11 protein-coding genes are annotated in these 19,641 nt (G+C 72.8%); 7 read left to right on the top strand and 4 right to left on the bottom strand.

Going from position 1 to position 19,641, the window contains the following annotated elements:
* Positions 1-135: 135 nt before the first annotated feature.
* Positions 136-4,011: a protein kinase domain-containing protein gene (locus tag WMF19_RS29030; protein WP_437893314.1), complete on the top strand. Its 3,876-nt coding sequence runs from the start codon at positions 136-138 to the stop codon at positions 4,009-4,011.
* A 96-nt stretch (positions 4,012-4,107) separates the two neighbouring features.
* On the opposite strand, the gene WMF19_RS29025 is transcribed toward WMF19_RS29030, so the two are convergent.
* Positions 4,108-4,899 carry an OmpA family protein gene (locus WMF19_RS29025; RefSeq protein WP_012237759.1) on the bottom strand — a complete coding sequence of 264 codons (792 nt, stop codon included), beginning with the start codon at positions 4,897-4,899 and terminating at the stop codon, positions 4,108-4,110.
* A gap of 670 nt (positions 4,900-5,569) precedes the next feature.
* On the opposite strand from WMF19_RS29025, the gene WMF19_RS29020 reads away from it, so the two are divergent.
* The 3 genes from WMF19_RS29020 (at position 5,570) to alaS (ending at position 11,836) form a co-directional block, all read left to right on the top strand.
* A complete protein-coding gene (locus WMF19_RS29020) occupies positions 5,570-7,762 on the top strand; it encodes a TIGR04551 family protein (protein ID WP_437893313.1) in 2,193 nt (730 codons plus the stop codon).
* A 302-nt stretch (positions 7,763-8,064) separates the two neighbouring features.
* Positions 8,065-8,904 carry a HEAT repeat domain-containing protein gene (locus tag WMF19_RS29015; protein WP_437323124.1) on the top strand — a complete coding sequence of 280 codons (840 nt, stop codon included), beginning with the start codon at positions 8,065-8,067 and terminating at the stop codon, positions 8,902-8,904.
* 178 nt (positions 8,905-9,082) lie between these two features.
* Complete coding sequence (gene alaS / locus WMF19_RS29010; protein ID WP_437893312.1) at positions 9,083-11,836, top strand: alanine--tRNA ligase; 2,754 nt, start codon at positions 9,083-9,085, stop codon at positions 11,834-11,836.
* A gap of 33 nt (positions 11,837-11,869) precedes the next feature.
* Here the strand turns inward: alaS and WMF19_RS29005 are convergent, their stop codons facing one another.
* Positions 11,870-12,262 (bottom strand): hypothetical protein, encoded by a 393-nt coding sequence (locus WMF19_RS29005; protein WP_272094039.1) that lies wholly within the window; start codon positions 12,260-12,262, stop codon positions 11,870-11,872.
* Positions 12,263-13,135: 873 nt separating this feature from the next.
* Between WMF19_RS29005 and WMF19_RS29000 the strand changes: the two genes are divergently transcribed.
* The 3 genes from WMF19_RS29000 to WMF19_RS28990 all read left to right on the top strand — a co-directional run bounded on the left by WMF19_RS29000 (position 13,136) and on the right by WMF19_RS28990 (position 17,795).
* Positions 13,136-15,034, top strand: a complete 1,899-nt coding sequence (locus WMF19_RS29000; protein WP_437893311.1) for an HTH domain-containing protein — start codon at positions 13,136-13,138, stop codon at positions 15,032-15,034.
* A gap of 197 nt (positions 15,035-15,231) precedes the next feature.
* Complete coding sequence (locus WMF19_RS28995; protein ID WP_437323120.1) at positions 15,232-16,119, top strand: LolA family protein; 888 nt, start codon at positions 15,232-15,234, stop codon at positions 16,117-16,119.
* Positions 16,120-16,280: 161 nt separating this feature from the next.
* Positions 16,281-17,795 carry a serine/threonine-protein kinase gene (locus WMF19_RS28990; RefSeq protein WP_437893310.1) on the top strand — a complete coding sequence of 505 codons (1,515 nt, stop codon included), beginning with the start codon at positions 16,281-16,283 and terminating at the stop codon, positions 17,793-17,795.
* 26 nt (positions 17,796-17,821) lie between these two features.
* Here the strand turns inward: WMF19_RS28990 and WMF19_RS28985 are convergent, their stop codons facing one another.
* Together WMF19_RS28985 and WMF19_RS28980 are read right to left on the bottom strand one after the other, a co-directional pair.
* A complete protein-coding gene (locus tag WMF19_RS28985) occupies positions 17,822-18,628 on the bottom strand; it encodes a glycerophosphodiester phosphodiesterase (RefSeq protein ID WP_437893309.1) in 807 nt (268 codons plus the stop codon).
* Positions 18,625-19,629 carry a hypothetical protein gene (locus tag WMF19_RS28980; protein ID WP_437893308.1) on the bottom strand — a complete coding sequence of 335 codons (1,005 nt, stop codon included), beginning with the start codon at positions 19,627-19,629 and terminating at the stop codon, positions 18,625-18,627. The genes WMF19_RS28985 and WMF19_RS28980 overlap by 4 nt, the downstream gene beginning before the upstream one ends.
* Between the last annotated feature and the right edge of the window lie 12 nt (positions 19,630-19,641).

Genomic DNA, 19,641 nt, shown 5'->3' with positions numbered 1-19,641 from the left:
CTGCGATCCATGTGCCGAGATAGACCACACATCGGGATGATCGTGTTGTAGATCACATGTGGCTCCCGGCGGGGCGCCGTGATCCTGGGGGGAGGGCCGTCGCCAGAGGCCCGTGTGAACGACATCGCAGACGCAATGCGCGATTTGGACGTGGTCGAGGAAAGGTTCGAAATCGAGCGGTTCGCCGGAAGCGGCGGGATGGGGGACGTCTATCGCGCGCGTGACCGGCGGTCGGGGGAGGCGGTCGCGCTGAAGGTGCTGCAAGGCGCGAGCGCGAGCGATCTGCGCCGGTTCGCGCGGGAGGCGGAGGTGCTCGTCGCGCTCCGGCTGCCAGGGGTCGTGCGGTACGTGGCGCACGGGACGACGGCCGCAGGACAGCCGTACCTGGCGATGGAATGGCTCGACGGCGTCACCCTGGAGCAGCGGCTCGCCCAAGGACCGCTCTCGATCGCCGAGGGCGTGACGCTGGCGGCGCAGGTGGCGGCGACGCTCGGCGCGGTCCACCAGCAGGGCATCGTCCACCGCGACCTGAAGCCGAGCAACCTGATGCTGGTGGGCGGCGCGGTGGAGCGAGCCACGCTGCTCGACTTCGGCATCGCGCGCGAGCTCTGGCTCACGCGGAGCCTGACGGCGCCCGGAGCGATCCTCGGAACGCCCGGGTACATGGCCCCCGAGCAGGTGAGCGGCGAGGCGCCGGTGGACGCCCGCGCGGATGTGTTCGCGCTCGGGTGCATCCTGTTCGAGTGCCTCACGGGGCGCCGGCCGTTCCTTGGCGACAACCTGCTGTCGCTCCTCGTGAAGGTCGTGCTGGAAGAGCCACCGCGGCTCGGGGAGCTGCGCGACGGCATCCCCGAGCCGCTCGAGCGCCTCGTGGCCCGGATGCTGGCGAAGTCGGCGGCGCATCGGCCGCGCGACGGCGCCGCCGTCGCGGCGGAGCTCGCCGCCTTCGCCGGCGAAGGGCTCGCCGCAGGAGGGAGCACGATCGCGGCGCCGCGCGCGCCCGGCGAGGAGATCACGACGTCGGAGCGGCGGGTCATGTGCGTCATCCTGGCCGCCCATGGCAGCGAGGAGACCGACGCCACGCTGGCGGAGGCCGATGGGATCGCGCAGGCCCAGGCGCTGCGGGACCTCGCGGCGCGCCACGGTGGGAGCCTCGATTTCCTGCAGTCGAAGTGGCTGCTCATCGCGCTGTCGGGCGCCGAGTCTCCGACGGACCTCGCGGTGCGAGCGGCCCATTGCGCGCTCGCGCTCCGGACGGTGGTCGGCGGCGCACCCGTTGCGGTGGCGACGGGGCTGGCGGAGATCGAGGGGAGGCTGCCTGTCGGCGAGCTCGTCGATCGCGTGGCCCAGCTGATCGTCGGGCGCGATGGCCCGCCGTCCGGGGGAATCCGGCTCGACAGCGCGACGGCGAGCCTGCTCGCGAGCCGCTTCGAGACCGTGCAGGGCCCGGACGGGTGCTGGCTGCGGGGCCGGAAGGAGGAGCCGGACACGGTGCCGAGGCTGCTCGGGAAGCCGACGCCGTGCGTGGGGCGCGAGCGCGAGCTCTCGCAGCTCGCGGCCGAGTGGCGCCATTGCGTGGACGAGCCGACCGCGAGCGCGGTGGTCGTCGTTGGCGCGGCGGGCATGGGCAAGTCGCGCCTCGCCTGGGAGTTCCTGCGCGCCGTCGAGGAGCAGCGCGAGGCCGCCGAGGTCTGGATCGGCAGGGCCGATCCCATGGCGGCCGGCTCGGCGTTCGGCTTGCTCGCCCAGGCGCTCCGCCGCGCCATGGGGCTGCTCGACGGCGAGGCGCTGGAGGTGCGGCGGAGCAAGGTGCTGGCCCGGGTCGAACGGCTCGACGGGCTCGGGAGCAAGGGGCCGCACGTCGCGGCGTTCCTCGGCGAGCTGGTGGGGACGCCCTTTCCTGACGAGGGCGATGTGCAGCTGCAGGCGGCGCGCCAGAGCCCGGTGCTGATGGGCGACCGGATCCGCCAGGCGTTCGAGGACTTCGTCCGGGCCGAGTGCCAGCGGCAGCCGGTGCTGCTGGTGCTGGAGGATCTGCACTGGGGCGACCTGCCGACAGTGCGGCTGATCGAGGCGGCGCTCCAGCACGCGAGGGACCTCCCGCTGCTGGTGCTGGCGCTCGCGCGCCCCGAGGTGGACGAGCTGTTTCCAGAGCTGTGGCGCCAGCGGGTCGGGCTCCGGCTGCGGCTCGCGCCGCTGCCCCGGCGCGCGAGCGAGCGGCTGGTGCGGCAGGTGCTCGGCGACGGCGTGAGCGCTGCGCAGGTGGACGAGCTGCTTGCGCGCGCCGAGGGCAACGCGTTCGTGCTGGAGGAGCACATCCGCGCGGTGGCCGAGGGCCGTGGCGAGGGGATGCCGGAGACGGCGCTGGCGATGGTGCAGGCGCGGCTGGAGGCGCTGGGCGTGGAGGAGCGGCGGGTGCTGCGCGCGGCGAGCGTGTTCGGCGAGACGTCGTGGGAAGGCGCGGTGGCGGCCCTTGTGGGCGGCGCGCCGGTGGCGCAGCCGCTCGCGGAGCTCGGGCGGCGGGAGCTCCTGGTGCGGCGGCGCGAGGCGCGGATCGCGGGCGAGGTGGAGTACGAGTTCCGGCACGCGCTGGTGCGGGAAGCCGCCTACGGCATGCTGACCGAGCGCGACCGCCGCGTCGGGCACGGCCTTGCGGGCGACTGGCTGGCGCGGGCCGGCGGGGCGGACGCCATGGCGCTGGCGGAGCACTTCGAGCTCGGCGGCGCGCCGGCGCGGGCGGCGGAGGCGTACCTGCGCGCGGCGGAGGAGGCGCTCCGGGGCGGCGATCTCGACGCGGCGATCGCGCGGGCCGAGCGGGGTATCGGCTGCGGCGCGGCCGGGGACGCCGCGGGCAGGCTCCGCCAACTCCAGGCGGAAGCCCATGTGTGGCGCGGCGATCTCGCGCTCTCCGCGGAGCGGGGGAGCGAGGCGCTGGCCCTGGTGGAGCGCGGCTCGGCCGCATGGTTCTCGGCCATCATCCCCCTCGTATGGGCCACGTCGAAGCTGGGCCGCCTGGACGTCGTCGGTCGCGTGATGACCGAGGCGGTGGACGTGGCCGCCTCCGGCGACGCGCAGGACGCGAAGCTCCGCTGCCTGTCCGTGGGCGCGAGCGCGCTGGCGCTGGGCGGGCGGTACGCCGAGGGCGCCGCGTTGCTCGATGTGGTCCAGCGCGCCCTCGCGAGCGCGGAGACGAGGGATCTCGAGGTGGTCGCGCACCTCCACGACGCGCGCGCGGCCTATGAGATGTGCAGAGGCGACCTGGGCTCCTGTGCGGGCAGCCAGGAAGCCGCGTTGCTCGCCTTCGAGCAGGCCGGCGATCATCGCAACGCGCTCAGCGCCCGGGCGAGCCTGGGCGCCGTGTGCATGGAGCTCGGCGACTTCGAGACGGCCCAGTCGATGCTGCGGGCCGCCCTGGAGGCCGCCGATCGGATGCACCTGGACGAGCTGAAGGTCTCCGGGCAGGCCAACCTCGCGCAGGTCCTCGGGTACCGTGGTCAGCTCGCCGAAGGGCGGGCGCTCGCCGAGGAGGCGGTCGCGTCGAGCCAGGGGGCGGGCATGGTGCGCACGGAGCTCTTCGCTCGCTGCTACCTGGCGAAGATCGCCCTGGCCATGGGCGATTCCGAGGCCGCCGAGCGCGAGGCGCGCGCCGCCATCGCGCTCTTCGAGAGCGCGCCGACCCTGGGCGTGCAGGCATTTTCCATCCTCGCTCGCGTGCTGCTCGGGCTCGGGCGCACCGACGAGGCGATGCGGGCTGCCGCCGAGGCGAGCGCGCGGCTCTCGGAGTTCGGCACGCTGGAGGAGGGGGAGTCGCTCGTCCGCTTGACCCATGCCGAGGCGCTCGCCGCGAGCGGGCGGCGCGCCGAAGCCGAGGCCGCGATCGCGTCGGCCAGGACGGCGCTGCTCGCGCGCGCCGAGCAGCTCAGCGATCCGACCTGGCGCGAGCGCTTCCTCCGCGACGTGCCGGACAACGCCCGCACGCTCGAGCTCGCGCGGCAGTGGCTCGGCGGCTGAGCCGTCGCGCCGCGCGCGCCGAACGACGCGGGTGAGCCCGTGGCGCACGAAGCGGCACACCGCTGCCGGCGTCACGGGCCCGTCTTTTGCGGGCGCTTACTTCGTGGCGAGCTTCGTCAGATCGAGCATTTCGTCGACGTCCGGCAGCACGATCAGGTCGCACCGGCGGTTCTTCTGCTTGCCGGCCGGCGTGTTGTTGCTCGCGATGGGGTCCGTGTCCGCGAACCCTGCCGCGCTCCAGTGCCTCGTCGGCAGCTGGCCCTCCTTGCCGATCAGGAACAGCAGCACGGCCCGGGCGCGCATCAGCGACAGCCCCCAGTTGTCCTGGAACGGGCCGCTCTTGTACGGCTGGCTGTCGGTGTGCCCGGCGACCTGGTAGTCGCGGTCCACGAGGGACTTGTCGCCCCGGATGACGTCCGAGATCTTCTTCAGGATCTGCTGGCCGTCCTTGCTCAGCGTGTCCTTGCCCGAGTCGAACAGGACGTCTCCGGGCAGCGAGATGACCATCCGGTTCCTGCGGACCTGGACCTCCAGGCCGAGCTTGACGAGCTCCTCGAGCTTCTTCCGGAGCAGGTCGAACCGCGCCTGGATCGCCTCGAGCTGCTTCGCGCGCGCCTTGTACTCGGCCAGCGCCTTCTCGCGGTCCTCCAGCGTCGAGCTCATCTTCGAGATGTCGGCGCCCTGGTCCGCGAGCTTCTTCTCGAGCTCCTCGACGCGCTGCTTCGCGTCGGCGAGCTCCTTCTCGAGCTCGGCCTCCCTCTTCTGGCTCCGGTTCTGGAGCTGGTTGTACTTGTCGAGCTGCGACTTCCACTCCTGCTCGGAGTGGCCGCAGCCCGCGGCGAGCAGCGACGACAGCGCGAGGGGTAGTGCAATGAGTGTCCGGTTCATGAGCGCTTTCTCCATGGCTCCGTCGGCGGGAGCGGGATGCTGCGGGCGAGAGCGTCGCTCAGCTCGGGCGAGAGATCCAGAGGGGAGGACGGCGAGATCCGCCCGTCCGCGTGGCCGTGCGCTGCAGGTGGGGAGGGATCGGGGCTTCGGCGGCGCAGGCGAGAGCGGCGGCGCTGCCGGAGGCGATGGCGCGGTGGCCGCGGGCGTTGCTGGCGTCTGTTGCGGCTCCTTCGGCGAGTGCACGAGGATGAACTCGGCGCGCCGGGTCCTCTGCCGACCCCGACCGAGGTTGCCGACCCCGACCGAGGTTGAGGTTGCCGACCCCGACCGAGGTTGAGGTTGCCGACCCCGACCGAGGTTGAGGTTGCCGACCCCGACCGAGGTTGAGGCTGCCGAGGCGGCCCCGCCGTCCCGACCGAGGTTGAGGCGGCCCCGCCGTCCCGACCGAGGTTGAGGCGGCCCCGCCGGCCGACCGAGGTTGAGGTGGCCCCTGCTTCGATGCGTCCCGGGTGTGTATCCGTGACCCGCTTCCAGGGCTCGGGGCCGAGCGGTGCCTTGACCACACAGGCCGGGCGTGAGACATCGGCCCCCGGCCTCCGGGCCACCGAGAGCTCGGATCTTCAACCTCTTCCTGCGCGCGGGGCGAAAACGCGCGAACGAAACCAAGCAGATGCCCATCTCGTCGCGGTCTCCGGGTACGTCGTGCCGCCCTGGCACCCCTCGCCGTCGCCTCCGGTCGGGCCTCGCGCTCGCGCTCGTGCTGGGCGCGTCTTCCGCGTCCGCCCAGCCGGCACGCCGGCCGGCCCAGCCGCCGGCGGCCCCAGCGCAGCCGCCCGCCGGGCAGGCGGGCGCCCCCGCTGCGCAGCCCGCCGCTCCGGCCCAGCCCGGTGCAGCGCCCGCCGCTCCGGCCCAGCCCGCCGCGCCGGCCCAGCCAGGCGCCGCGCCGGCCGGCGCTGAGACGCTCGAACCCCCGGCGGCGCGCGAGCCGCTCCTGCCGCCGGCCGACACGGCCGCTCCCTCCGCGCCGCAGCCGGCCGCGCCGGCCGCCTCGGAGGGGCCCGCAGCCGCTGCGGCGGCCGAGCAGCCCGAGCGGCAGGCGACCCAGGCCGAGATCGGCGCCCGGCCCAGCGAGGTCTACGCCGAGGACTGGTGGTCCCACGCGCGACCGACGTTCGAGTTCCACGGCTACTACCGGCTCCGCTGGGAGCTCTTCAACAGCTTCGCCCTCGGCCGCATCGACCCGCGCAATCGCGCGCTCTGGCCGCAGCCGGCCGACAACTCCTACAAGGGGAGCGTGCTCTCGCTCTGCAACCCGAGCGAGACCACGAGCGGCGGCACCCGCTCGTTCGACGCGTGCAAGAACGACACCCAGGCCGGCGCGAACATGCGTTTCCGGCTCAACCCCGAGCTGCACATCAGCGACAACCTGCGCATCCTCACGCAGGTCGATCTCCTCGACAACGTGGTGCTCGGCTCGACCCCGGAGGGCTACGCGAACCAGCCGGCGGCGGGCGGCGGCTACCAGGTCGCCCGCCGGGGCGGCTACGCGCCGCTCGGGGCCTTCTCCAGCACCCAGTGGGCGCCCAGCGCCGGCGTCAACTCGACGAAAGACTCGATCTCCGTCAAGCGGATCTGGGGAGAGTACATGACCCCCGTCGGTCTCCTCCGCTTCGGCCGCATGCCGAACCACTGGGGCCTCGGTATGGTGGCGAACAGCGGTGATGGGTACGACTCCGACTACCAGTCGACCGTCGACCGGCTGATGTTCGTCACGGGCATCAAGAAATACGACATCTACTTCGCCGGCGCGTGGGACTGGGCCAACGAGGGCGCGACGAGCGCCTCGCTCCAGGACCTCGAGGGACAGCCGTACGACCTCGCCCAGTCCGATGACGTCGATCAGTACGTGTTCGTCGCCGTCCGCCGCAAGAACCCCGAGCTCCAGAAGCTCGAGCTCGCCCGCGGCAACATGGTCATGAACGGCGGCGTCTACTTCGCTTACCGGCAGCAGACGCTGGCGAACGACGTCACCGCCGGCGACACGAACCCCCAGCTGTCCGCGTCGCTCGGCCAGAGCGCCGACAACGTCGCGGCGGGGTACGTGCACCGGGGTGCGGAGATGGTCATCCCCGACGTGTGGCTCCAGCTCCTTTACAAGAAGTTCCGCTTCGAGCTCGAGGCGGCGATGATCTACGGATCCCTCGACCTGCGCGGGCAGGACGAGAGCGATTATGCGAACGTCCTCTCGCCGAAGGACACCGGCTGGGGCATCCGGCAGTTCGGGCTCGCCACGCAGGCCGAGCTCACCGAGATGGAAGGCCGGCTGCGCGTCCACTTCGGCTTCGGGTACGCGAGCGGCGACGACGACGCGCCCGCCCTCAAGCCGCAGGGGACGCAGCTCGGGGCCATGGATCCCCAGAACTCGACCGATCGTACGTACTCCACTTTCCGCTTCCACCCCGATTACCGGGTCGACCAGATCCTCTTCAGGAACATCCTCTCTCGGGTCCAGGGGGCGTATTATTTCCGCCCTGGCGTCGACTGGGACTTCGCCCGCGACAAGAACGGCCAGCGCGCCGGCCTCGGCGCCGCGGCCATCTGGAGCCGCGCCTCCGAGTTCCTCCAGGCTCCCGGCAACTCCCGGGATCTCGGCATCGAGCTGAACGCGCAGCTGTACTTCCAGTCCAAGGACGGGACGCTCAACGACGACCCCGACAAGATGGGCGGCTTCTACACGGCGGTGCAGTACGGCGTGCTGTTTCCTCTCGGCGGGCTCGGCCAGCTCAAGGGTGAAGACACGGTCCAGAAGATCGATCTCGAGACCGCACAGACGGTGCGCTGGTATCTCGGTATCCTCTTCTGAGCCGAACCCGCCCGGCGCTCAGCCAGCCTCGCGCGTCGCCGCGTGTCTGGAAATGAACGCTCGGGGCGGCGAATCGGTGCGAGACGGCGCGAAACCGTGCGAAACGGCGCGAGACGGCGCGAAACGGCGACGTCGTCGCTCTCGTCATGAGTCCTGCATGAGCCATCCGGGGCCAAACATCCCTTGATCTCGCGACCGTCCTGGCCAAGGATAGGATTGTCTGGACGCCAGCGCGTCGCGATACTTCCGTGGTTCACCGAGGAGAACGGGTGGCGCGAGCCGCCGTTCTCCGGAGGGACGTGATGGTTCGTCGTCTCTTCATTGCGATGTTCTTGGCGGCGTCGATGGTGCTCGGGTCGACCGCCCTGTCCGTCGCCCAGGACGCAGACACGTCCGCTTTCCGCGACATCGCGGTCGGCAAGGACTACCGGCTCCGTGTCGCGGCGGCGCTGTCGCTCAGCAGGTCGAAGAGCCCCGGCGCGCGGCCTGCCCTCGAGAAGGCGCTCAGGGACCCGCACCCGGCGGTGCGCGCGTCGGCAGCGGCGGCGCTCGGCGCCATGGGCAACCCCGCGGCGGTCCCGGCGCTCAAGGCGGCGCTCAACCTCGAGCCTGCCCCGAACCTGAAGCGCCCGATCGAGGCCGCCATCGAGAAGCTGTCGCGCTCGTCGTCCAAGGCGCGCTTCCTTGTCAGCCTCGGCAAGTTCGAGAACCGCTCCGGCGTGAAGGACGCGAAGCTCGGACCGCAGCTGAGGCAGCAGACGCGCAACCGCGTGGCGCAGTTCGCCGACATCGAGATCGTGGCCGACGGCATGGACGTGGCCGCTGAAGGCAAGAGCCGCAAGCTGCCGGCCTTCACGCTGGACGGCTCGGTCACGCACCTAAGCAGGCGCCATGGGGCGGAGGGGGTCGGCTTCGCCGCCAAGGTCGAGTACGTGATCCGCGAGATGCCGAGCCAGACGCTGAAGGGCTCGATGACCGGCTCGGCCCAGGCGCTCGCCGAGGCGAAGCGCGCCCAGGGCCTGAGGGAGCTCGCCCAGCTGCAGAGCGACGCCGTCGCCGGAGCGATCGAGAGCGCGCTCCAGAGGGCGCCGCTCGCCCTCGAGGCTGCCTCGGGCAGCAGCGTCGTCGCCTCCGGCCGCTGACCCGGCGGTCCGGCCTCGCCGGCGTGAGCCAGCGCGCCAGCGTGCCCGGCGCGAGCCGGCTCTCAACCCGGCCCGGCGCACACCGGCCCGGCGCGCGCGTCTTCCGCGGCGGGCGTGGCGGGCGCGCGTCGAGCAGGCGGAAGCCGCTCTCCGGTCGTGCTAGACCGCGCGTCCTCCTATGTCCATCGCAACGCCTGCCAGCTCCGACCTGCTCCGCCGCACATTCCTCGAGTTCTTCGCCCAGCGCGGGCACGAGATCGTCCCGAGCGCGCCGCTCGTGCCCCAGAACGATCCGACGCTGATGTTCGTGAACGCGGGCATGGTGCAGTTCAAGGACGTCTTCACGGGCAAGGACAGGCGCCCGTACCAGCGCGCCACCTCGAGCCAGAAGTGCATCCGGATCAGCGGCAAGCACAACGATCTCGAGAACGTCGGCGTCACCGCGCGCCACCAGACGTTCTTCGAGATGCTCGGCAACTTCAGCTTTGGCGACTACTTCAAGGAAGACGCGATCGCCTTCGCCTGGGAGCTCCTGACGAAGGTCTACGATATCTCGCCGTCGCGGCTCGTGGTCACCATCTACAACGGCGAGGGGGGCTTCCCGGCCGACGATGAGGCCGCGGCGATCTGGCGCAAGGTCACGGGCTTCGGCGACGACCGGATCCTCCGGCTCGGCCTGGCCGACAACTTCTGGACGATGGGCGACGTCGGCCCGTGCGGCCCCTGCTCGGAGATCCACTTCTTCCACGGGAAGGAGCCCGACGTCGCGCGCTTCGGCGAGGAGCCGCGCATCGACGGCACGGGCTGGACCGAGATCTGGAACAACGTGTTCATGCAGTACGAGCGCGTCGAGAAGGACGGCCCGCTCGTGCCGCTGCCGGCGCCGAGCATCGACACCGGCATGGGCCTGGAGCGGCTCGCGAGCGTGCTCCAGGGCGTGACGTCGAACTACGACACGGACCTGCTCCGCGGGCTCGTCGACAAGGCCGCCGAGCTCAGCGGCAAGCCGTACACGGGGGGCAGCGCCGACGACGACGTGTCGATGCGGGTCATCGCGGATCACGCGCGGACGGCCGCGTTCCTGATCGCCGAGGGGGTGATGCCCGAGCGGCAGCGGCGCGAGTACGTGCTCCGCCGGGTGATGCGCCGCGCGATCCGCCACGGGCACCGGCTCGGGATCGATCGGCCGTTCCTGCACGAGGTCGCGCTCGAGGTGGTCCGCCGGATGGGCGAGACGTACCCCGAGCTCCGCGACCGGCGAGAGCTCATCGCCCGCGTCACCGAGGACGAGGAGGTCCGCTTCCGCTCCACGCTGAAGCGCGGGATGAAGATCCTCGACGAGCGCTTCGACGAGATGCGCTCGTCCGGCGAGCGGACGCTCCCGGCCGCCGCCGCGGCCGATCTCTACACCACCTACGGTTTCCCGCTCGATCTGACCCAGGTCATCTGCGCCGAGTCGAACTTCGGCGTCGACGTCCAGGGGGCCGAGGCGATCATCAAGGGCGCCGGCGAGGCGGACGGCCCGATCGATCCGACCGCCGCGGTGGACCCGGCGCACCGCGAGGCCCGCGCCAAGCTCGCGCAGCCGGTGGTGTTCACGGGCTACGAGCACGAGGAGGGCGACAGCGAGATCGTCGCGCTCGTCCGGGTCGACGTCCAGGGCGAAGGCGATCGGGCGCGCAAGGTTCGTGCGCTCGTCGAGCGCGCGGAGGCGGGGGCGACGATCGAGATCGTCGTGCGCGAGACGCCGTTCTACGCCGAATCGGGCGGTCAGGTCGGCGACGTCGGCGAGGTGACGGCGGACGGGGCGCGCGTCGAGGTGAAGGACACGCAGAAGCCGCTCGCCGGGCTGGTCGTGCACGAGGGCGTGGTCCGCGAGGGGGCGATCGCCGTGGGGCAGCGCGTCCACCTGGCGGTGGACCACGCGGCGCGGTCGGCGACGCGGCGCAACCACTCGGCCACGCACGTCCTGCACTGGGCGCTGCGCAAGGTGCTCGGCGAGCACGCGCAGCAGAAGGGCTCGCGGGTCGGCCCGGACGTCCTCCGCTTCGACTTCACGCACAACCGGCCCCTCACCCGCGAGGAGATCTCGCGGATCGAGGATCTGGTGAACGAGAAGGTCCTGACGAACGCGAAGGTGACGACCGAGATCCTGCCGATGGACGAGGCGCGGCGGCGGGGCGCGATGGCGATCTTCGAGGAGAAGTACGGCGACACGGTGCGGATGCTCACGATGACGCCCGAGGTGGTGGAGCTCTGCGGCGGCACGCACGCGTGCGCGCTGGGGGACATCGGGCTGTTCAAGATCACGAGCGAGGGCGGCGTGGCCGCGGGCGTGCGGCGGATCCTCGCGTCGACGGGGCTGAACGCGCTCGCGTACACGCGGGGCGTCGAGGCCGAGCTCGCCCGGGCGCGCCAGGTCGCGAAGGCGCAGGGCGGCGATCTCGCCGAGAAGATCGGGAAGATCGTGGCGCACGAGCGGGAGCTCGAGAAGAAGGTCACCGAGCTCGAGCGGCGGATCCTGGAGGGGGCGGGCCCCGCGCAGGGCGGCGGCGGCGGTGGCATCGACGCGATGCTGGACGGCGCCCGGGAGATCGGCGGGATCAAGGTGCTCGCGCGCCGGGTGCCGGACGGCACCAACCCGGGCGCGCTGCGCGATCTCGCGGAGAAGCTGCGCGACAAGCTCGGTGATCGCTCGGCGGTGCTGCTCGGCGCGGCCGTGGGCGACAAGGCGCAGCTCGCCGTGATGCTCTCGAAGTCGGCCACCGAGCGGCTCAAGGCCGGCGAGCTCATCAAGCCGATCGCCCGCATCGTGGGCGGCTCCGGCGGCGGCCGCCCGGACATGGCGCAGGCCGGCGGGACCGACGTGGCGCAGCTCGACGCGGCGATCGCGGCGCTCTACGCCGAGGTCGAGCGGACTCTCGCCTCGTAGCGCGCGCTGCCCGCGCCCCGCCGGGACGGTCGTTCAGGCGTCACGCCATTTGGTGCGGGCGAGCGGGAGCAGCTTCGGGGCCTTCCCGCCCCGCGCGGGGCGCGCCGGCAGCCGCGCTGGCTCGCCCGGCGCGGCCGCCCGGGGCCGCGCGCCGCGGGCGTGAGCGCCGATGGTCGCGCGCACGATCGGCGGCAAGAACACGGACTCCAGATCGACGCGCGCGAGCGCGCCCGCGACCGTCGCGATGCGATCCGGCAGCGACGCGTTGGCGTCGACCAGGATGATCCGCCGGCCGAGCACCGTGCAGAGCCCGCCCCGCGGATTGCGCGCGTCCGACAGGTGCGGATCGAACGCTTCCATCCTGACGGCGATGCCGACCTTGTCCGCCGCCAGGGTGAGCTCGTCGAGCAGCCGCGAAAGCTCCACCCACCTAGCGTAGCCCTCCTTTCCGGCAGATAGCAAAGCGCAAAAGCGCTGTTGCCCGCGCCGCGCCGCGCCACCGCTGGCCGGGCGAGCCGCGGCCGTGACGACCGCGTGACGACCGTGGCGCGCCGTCCTGGAGCGCCTTTCCACGCCCGGTTACACGCGATTACGCGTGGGGGCGCGCGGTTACACGTGGGTGCGCGCGGTTACGCATGGTCGCGCATGATCATGCATGATTACCCGTGGTGAACTGCGGTGATGCCCGGTCCGTCCGGCGCGCTGCGGCCAATCGCGTCCTCCATCATCGCATAGCGCTCCTCGGTCGCGCGGAGGTGGTGCGGTCGTGCGGCGACGCGGTGAGTTGAGCGAGAGCCTTCGACTCCTGGACTCCCGGACATATCGACGCACTCAGCACCTCGACAGAGCAACGCATCAACTCATCTTCTCCCTCTGTCTTCTCCCGTGCTCCGGACTGGCCGACATCCGCTCACGAGCCATATCGATGCTCATCCAGGAGCCCGCGCGCGCCGTTGACTGCGCGCCGCGCGTTCATCCAGGCTGCCGTCGCCGGCCGCCGCGCGCTCGCCTCGGCGCGGCGCGCGGTCGATCCGGGCCTCGCGCCGCCCGCCCCCCGGTTCCGCGCCCTAGAGGTCGGTCAGCGGCTTCTTCTGAGCCGGATCGTGCGGCCCGTTGACCGCCGTTTCCGAGCATGCTACGAGCACGCCGTTCCGCGCGTCGTGGCCGAGTGGGAGCGAATGTGCGTTTCCCGGCTGCGGTGGGGTATCCCGCGCGCTTCGTCAGCCACTTTGGACGGGGCGGCCGCGATGGGGACGACGAGGGCGCCCGCCGGGCGGCGCGCCCGAAGGGCGAACAAAGATGACGTTCACGGATGCAGCCGCCGAGGTGCTTCGCCTCATCGGTAGACCGCTTCACTATAAAGAGATCACCGATATCGCGATCGAGAAGAACCTCCTTAGCCACGTTGGAAAGAGCCCAGAGGTGACGATGGGCGCCCGCCTGGCGGCGACGTTGAAGAAGGACACGGCGGACAACCCCCTGGTGCGCGTGAAGCCGGGCGTGTTCGCGCTGCGCGAGTGGGACGAGAAGACCATCAAGTCCGGGCTCGACGGCAAGAAGGCGAAGCGCGGCGGCAAGCCCGAGGCGGCCAAGGCGCGCAAGGACGAGGAGCAGCCGACCCTGTTCGATGCGGGCACCGACGACGACGCGGCGGAAGAGAGCGAGCTTGGCGCTCCCGCGGAGCTCGAGGTGGAGAGCGGAGCGGTCGAGGTCGAGGGCGGAGCCGCAAACGAGGCGGCGCAGGCCGCGCCTGCGATCGACGATGAGGACGATGAGGACGAGGACGTCGTGGCCGGCGCGACGAGCGCGGCCGGGCTGAACGGCGTGGACATCGCGGCAGCGCGCGAGCCCGTGCCGCCGCCGACGCCGTCGTCCCCGCGCGCCGCGAGCGCCTACGTCGACGAGGAAGAGGGCGAGCTCGACGACGCGGAGCCGCCGGGCCCGGACGAGGCGATGCGGGCCGAGGCCGTGGCCGGCGCCGCGGAGCTCTTCGACGAAGAGGACGACGACGATCAGCCGATCCTCGGCGGCGAGGACCGCGCGACGCCCGGCTCGTCGGGCGAGCAGGGCGAGGGCCGCCGCCGCCGCCGCCGGCGCCGCCGCGGCCGCGGGACCGCGGAGGCCAACCCGAGCACCGGCGGGCTGCCTTCCTACGTCGCGACGCCTGTGTTCGAGGCGCGGCGCGAGAACGGCCGCGAGCCGCCGCGCTCCGATCGGACCGAGCGCTTCGATCGCCCCGAGCGAGGCGAGCGCACCGATCGGGTCGAGCGCACCGACCGGGCCGAGCGCACCGACCGGGCCGAGCGCATCGACCGAGCGGACCGCCCCGACAGCTTCGGCGCCGAGCCCGTCTACCGCGGCCCGCAGGTCATCGAGCTCACGGGGGGCGAAGGGCACGCGCTCGACGACCTGGCCGGCCGCGATCTCGCCGATGCGGTCGCCGGCATCCTCTCGACCTTCGATCGGAACGCGGGCGCTGTCTCGCTCCGCCAGATCGCGGAGACGGCGCAGCGCCGCGGCCGCCTCGCCGGCGACGTGCAGCTCGTGCAGTCCCAGGTCGCGGCCGCCGTGCGCGCCGACAACGCGCGCCGCACCGCCGCGGGGCAGCGGCCTCGCTTCCGCTTCGCCGGCGGCAGGATCGCGCTGACGGACTGGCTGCTGCCGGGCGACCTCGCGCGGCTGGAGCAGGAGGCGCTCGCCGCGGTGGAGCGCTACCGCGATGCCGCGCGGCGCGCCTTCGTGCGCAAGCTCTCCGAGCTCCCGGGCCATGCCTTCGTCGAGATCTGTGTCCTCGCCCTCGAGCGCATCGGCATCGGCCAGCTGCGCGCGGTGCGCCGCGCCGGGGCGCCGGGCGGCGAGAGCCACTTCTCCGGCGCGCTCCGCACGGCGGGTGACGAGATCAAGCTCGCGCTGGTCATCCGGCGGGACGGCCGCGAGGTCGGCCGCGAGCGGGTCACCGAGCTGCGCGGCTCGCTCCACCACTACGGCCCCGCGACCGCCGGCTGGATCCTGACCGCCGGTCAGATGCTCTCCGGTGCGCGCGAGGAGGCCGCGATCGTGGGGACCGCGCCCATCTCCCTCTTCGACGGGCTCGCGGTGGCTCGCCTCTGCGAGGACAACGACGTCGCCGTGCTCCGCGCCCGCCTCCCGGTCGCGATCCCCGACGTCGATCTGCTCGAGGCGCTCCGGGCGTCCTGATCCTGCTCGCGCGCGTCCGGCCGGGGGCTCGCTCCGGGCCGGACGCGCGGCCCTCCCGCCGCCGTTTCCTGGGCCCCCGGCCCTCCCTCCACACCTCTCCTCCACGGCCACGCCCCTCGCGCCGCTCCGGCGGTGGATGGGCTCGGCGCCGCTTCCGCGGTTGACGGGCTCGGCGATCCTTGCCAGCGTCCGCGCCCATGCGCCATCGCGCGATCGTCTGGGCCGCGCCCCTCGCCGTGCTCGTGACCGGCTGTGCCTCCGTGGCTCCGCCCGCGTCCCGGTTCCCGACCGCCGACGCGGCGCTCGACCGGATGAAGGCCTCCTATGCCTGCGTGAACGGCGTCCAGGGCACCGCCAAGGTCGACCATTTCTCGCGCCAGGGGCGGCTCCGCGGGGACATGTACATCCTCGCGGTCAACCCGGATCGGGTGCGCTTCGACGTGGTGAGCCCGTTCGGCGCGACGCTCTTCACGCTCACGTCGAATGGCACCCAGTTCCAGATGCTCGACGTCCGGGAGAAGCAGTTCCTGCACGGGCCCGCGAGCACGTGCAACCTGGCGCGGCTGACCCAGGTGCCCATCCCCGGGCACGCCCTCGTCTCGCTGCTCCGCGGCGAGGCGCCGGTGCTCGCTCACGAGCCGCACGGCGCCTCGATCGCCTGGGACGGCGACGGGTTCTACCGTGTGCTGATCCAGGGCTCCCGCGACGCGGTGGAGGAGATCCACCTCGAGCCGCACCCCCGCGACTTTCTCGCGCCGTGGAGCCAGCAGCGCCTGCGCGTCCGCGAGGTCCGGGTCGCGCAGCGCGGGACAGACCTCTATCAGGTGGAGCTGAGCCATCACGAGGCCATCCGCACCGCGCCGCCGCGCGTCGATCCGGAGGGGATCGACGATCCGATCCCGCCGAGCGGCGGCGCCTGCCTGGCCGAGATCCCCCGGTCGATCCGCATGCGGGTGCCCAACACCGAGGACGACGTGATCTTTCAGTACAAGGAGGCGAAGTGGAATCCGCCCATCATCTCGGGCGCGTTCACGCAGCCGGTCCCGGGCGGCGTCGTCCGCCGTCATGTCGACTGCCAGGACTAAGGTGCTCTGAGCAGGCGCGCTCAGGCGGCTCCTGAAAGGACAAAGGCCATCTCGGGTGGCGCCGGCTGGCGTATGGCAGCGCTCGCCTGATGGCGTGGACGCCGCTCGCTCGAACGTCTAGACAGACGCCATCTACCTCGCCGTGGCGGGAGGAGTCGGCGATGGACGTCGAGCCGGGAACGATCGTCGGCGATAAATACCGCCTGGAGGGGCCGCTCTCGCGGGGCGGGATGGGCTCGGTGTGGCTGGCCCGGCACCTCCAGCTGGGGGCGCCGGCGGCGATCAAGTTCATGGATCCGGAGCACGCGGCCTCGCCGGAGTTCCGCGCGCGCTTCTACCGCGAGGCGCGGACCGCGGCGAACCTCGACAGCCCGCACGTGGTGAGCGTGCAGGACTACGGCATCTGGGGGACCGTCCCGTACCTCGTCATGGAGCTGCTCCGGGGCGAGGATCTCAGCCGTCGCCTCAGGCGGGTCCGCCGCGTCTCCCTCGCCGAGGCGGCGCGCATCGCGATCCAGACCGGCAAGGCGCTGCGCCGCGCGCACGAGTCCGGGCTCGTCCACCGCGATCTCAAGCCCGGCAACCTGTTCCTCTCGCGCGTCGACGAGGACGAGGAGATCGTCAAGGTCCTCGACTTCGGCATCGCCAAGCAGCTCACCGGCAAGCTCCTCACCGACGAGACGACGAGGACCGGCGAGCTCCTGGGCTCGCCGTTCTACATGAGCCCGGAGCAGGCGCGCGGCGACAGGAACCTCGACGCGCGCAGCGACCTGTGGTCGCTCGGGGTCATCCTCTTCCGCGCGGTCACGGGCAAGCTCCCGTTCGAGGGCGACGTGCTCGGCGCGGTGCTGTCACGGATCCTCGTCGAGCCGATCCCGCTCGCGACACACCTCGCGCCCGACGTGCCGGCCGATCTCGACGGCTTCTTCGTTCGCGCGCTCTCGCGCGACAGGGCCCAGCGGTTCCAGTCGGCGCAGGAGATGGTGCACGCCTTCGTCGCCGCGGCGGGCGACCCGAGCATCCCGCTGCCCGTGCCCTCGGCGCCGCAGCCGGCGCCCGTGACGTCGCGCACGGGGACGCTGCTCGGGCTGTCACCGGGCGGCACCGGCGAGCTGGAGGGCTCAGGGGAGCTCGCCTCCCTCTCCCGGTCCGGGGACCAGGGCCCGCGCCCGCGGCAGGACACGCTCGCCTCGCTGGCCGAGCCGTCCCAGCCCGGCACGCTGACGGCGGCATCGGCCGGTGAGGTGCGCGCGGATCGCAGGCCTCACGCGAGCGCGACGCTCCGCTGGCTCGTGGCGTGCGGCGCGCTGTCCGCGATCAGCGGGACGGTCGCGGTGACGGCGCTGCGGCCCGTCGTCGAGGAGGACGCCGCGCCCTACCACGTGATCGCGCCGATCGAGCCCGAGGGCGTGAGCGCGGCTGCGCCTGCGCCGGCTCTGGAGGTGGTCCGCGCATCGACCGCGGTGGTGGTGCGCCTGCCCGCGGCCGAGGGCGCGCCAGCCGCGGACGCCGCGCTGCCCGCGGCCGAGGGCGCGCCAGCCGCGGACGCCGCGCTGCCCGCGGCCACGGCGGAGCCGGCTGCGTCCGCCGAGCGAAAGGCCCCACGGGCTCCGTCGGCCCCGCGCCGGAGCCCGCGCCGGTCGCGCGAGATCATCGACCCCTGGCAGCGAAGGTAGCGCCCGGCCGCGCCGGACGGCGCTGGCTACTCGAGCGCGTCGCGGATGCGGCGTGGCGCGTCGGTGATGAGCCCGTCGACGCCGAGCGCCGCGAGGTCCTGCGCTTCCCGCGGGTCGTTCACGGTCCACACGTTGATCACGCGGCCCTGCCGCTTCAGGAGCGCGATGCGCTCGGGCGACGCGATCGTCCGCTCGATGTGCGCGGCGAGCGCCCCGAGCGCCGGCGCGAGGCGCACGGCCGCATCGTGGTAGCGGCTCCGGTGCACGAGGAGCGCGCGCGGGACGGCCGGCACCAGGGCGCCGAAGGAGGCGATCATGACCGGATCGAACGACGAGACGAGCAAGGCGTGGCGGGGATCCCAGGCGCGCACGAGCCGCGCGGTCGCGAGCACGACGGCGGTGCGATCGGGCACGTCCCGCTTCATCTCGATGTTCACGGCGAGCCGAAGGCCGCGCGCGAACGCGAGCACCTCGGACAGGAGCGGCACCCGCTCGCCGCGGAGGTCGACCCGCCGGAGCTCGTCCCAGGGGAGCGCCGCCGCGGCGCGCGGGTCCGCGCCCTCGGTCATCCGCGCGAGGTCCGGGTCGTGCAGCGCCACGAGCTCGCCCGAGCCGCACACCCGCACGTCGAGCTCGATCCCGTCCGCCCCCTGCGCCGCGGCTTCCTCGAATGCGGCGAGGGTGTTCTCCGCGGGGGCGCCCTCGCCGCGCACGCCCCGGTGCCCGAAGAGGAGCGGCGCGCGCGTGGCCGCCGCCCCGGCCTGCGCGCGTGATGACGCTGCCCGCCCCGTCTCGCGCGCGCCCCTGCGGAAGCGCTGCTCGGCCCAGGTCACCGCTCGGGCTCCTTGTCGAGCTCCTCGGCGACGGCGCGGGCCGCCTCGCGCGCGCGCTCGAGCGCGGAGAGCGGGAAGGACGCCGCGCCGACCGCCGGGTGCCCGCCCCCGTCGTAGCGGCGGCAGATCGGGGCGATGTCGCGATCGCGGGGGACGCCGCACCAGGGGTTATAGCCGACCGAGAGCTTGTAGTGCTGCTTCTGCCGGGAGAGCGTGACCGAGTACACGCAGTCCGGGTACATCGCGTACGTCATGAACTTGCCGACCGCCTCGAGCGGCGCGTCGGAGAGATCGACGAGCACCACGCGGCCGAGCTTCCGCGCGCCGCGCTCGATGCGCGCGACGAACGTCTGCCGCGAGACGGAGAGGGGACGCCAGAGCTCCTGGATGTCGGCCTCGCGCGCCACCTCGCTCACGGGCCGCTCGACGAGCCGGGGCACCACGGCGGCGAGGAACGGCCCGTCCCCGTGGTGCTCCACCACGGAGGCGAGCTGCATGATCGGCTCCTCCCGGCTGACGGCGGCCTCGGCCGAGGGGAAGCGCGCGGTGTCGATGAGGTCGGCCCACCGGATGAGCTCATCGGCCCCGGACATCTCGACGCCGAAGTGATCGCGGGCGACGTCCGCGATGAGCTTCGTGCACGAGCCGTAGGCGGCGTCGTAGAAGACATGGGGCGCGTCGCCCGCGACCTTCGCGCGCGACGCGCCGGCGAGGGCCGCGTCGCGCTCCTCGTCCGAGCCGAACCCGGTGATGTGGTGGTCGAAGTACCACGTCAGCTTCTTCGTCGGCGTGTAGCGGAAGTCGAGGATCGCGTTCTCGTCGCCGTCGAGCCACGAAGGCGGGATCATCGTCATGCCCGGGCCGTACCCGCAGGAGCGGTACCGCAGCGCGAGCGGCTCGCCAGGGCGGAGCGCCTGCATCAGGCGGGTGAACAGGGCCGCGCTCGCCATGCCGTCGAAGCAGTGACCATGCGTCGCGACGACGATGTCCCTGGGTTTCATCGGGCGAGTGGG

This window comes from Sorangium sp. So ce124 (assembly GCF_051525235.1).
Classification (GTDB): domain Bacteria; phylum Myxococcota_A; class Polyangia; order Polyangiales; family Polyangiaceae; genus Sorangium; species Sorangium atrum.
This window is presented reverse-complemented; position numbering and strand designations above follow the sequence as displayed.

What these genes read in the sequence shown, in the direction of transcription:
- WMF19_RS29020 (WP_437893313.1), top strand. Translation starts at nt 5,570, where the DNA reads ATGCCCATCTCGTCGCGGTCTCCGGGTACGTCGTGCCGCCCTGGCACC.
- WMF19_RS29015 (WP_437323124.1), top strand. Translation starts at nt 8,065, where the DNA reads ATGGTTCGTCGTCTCTTCATTGCGATGTTCTTGGCGGCGTCGATGGTG.
- alaS (WP_437893312.1), top strand. Translation starts at nt 9,083, where the DNA reads ATGTCCATCGCAACGCCTGCCAGCTCCGACCTGCTCCGCCGCACATTC.
- WMF19_RS29025 (WP_012237759.1), bottom strand. Translation starts at nt 4,899, where the DNA reads ATGAACCGGACACTCATTGCACTACCCCTCGCGCTGTCGTCGCTGCTC.
- WMF19_RS29000 (WP_437893311.1), top strand. Translation starts at nt 13,136, where the DNA reads ATGACGTTCACGGATGCAGCCGCCGAGGTGCTTCGCCTCATCGGTAGA.
- WMF19_RS28995 (WP_437323120.1), top strand. Translation starts at nt 15,232, where the DNA reads ATGCGCCATCGCGCGATCGTCTGGGCCGCGCCCCTCGCCGTGCTCGTG.
- WMF19_RS28980 (WP_437893308.1), bottom strand. Translation starts at nt 19,629, where the DNA reads ATGAAACCCAGGGACATCGTCGTCGCGACGCATGGTCACTGCTTCGAC.
- WMF19_RS28990 (WP_437893310.1), top strand. Translation starts at nt 16,281, where the DNA reads ATGGACGTCGAGCCGGGAACGATCGTCGGCGATAAATACCGCCTGGAG.
- WMF19_RS29030 (WP_437893314.1), top strand. Translation starts at nt 136, where the DNA reads ATGCGCGATTTGGACGTGGTCGAGGAAAGGTTCGAAATCGAGCGGTTC.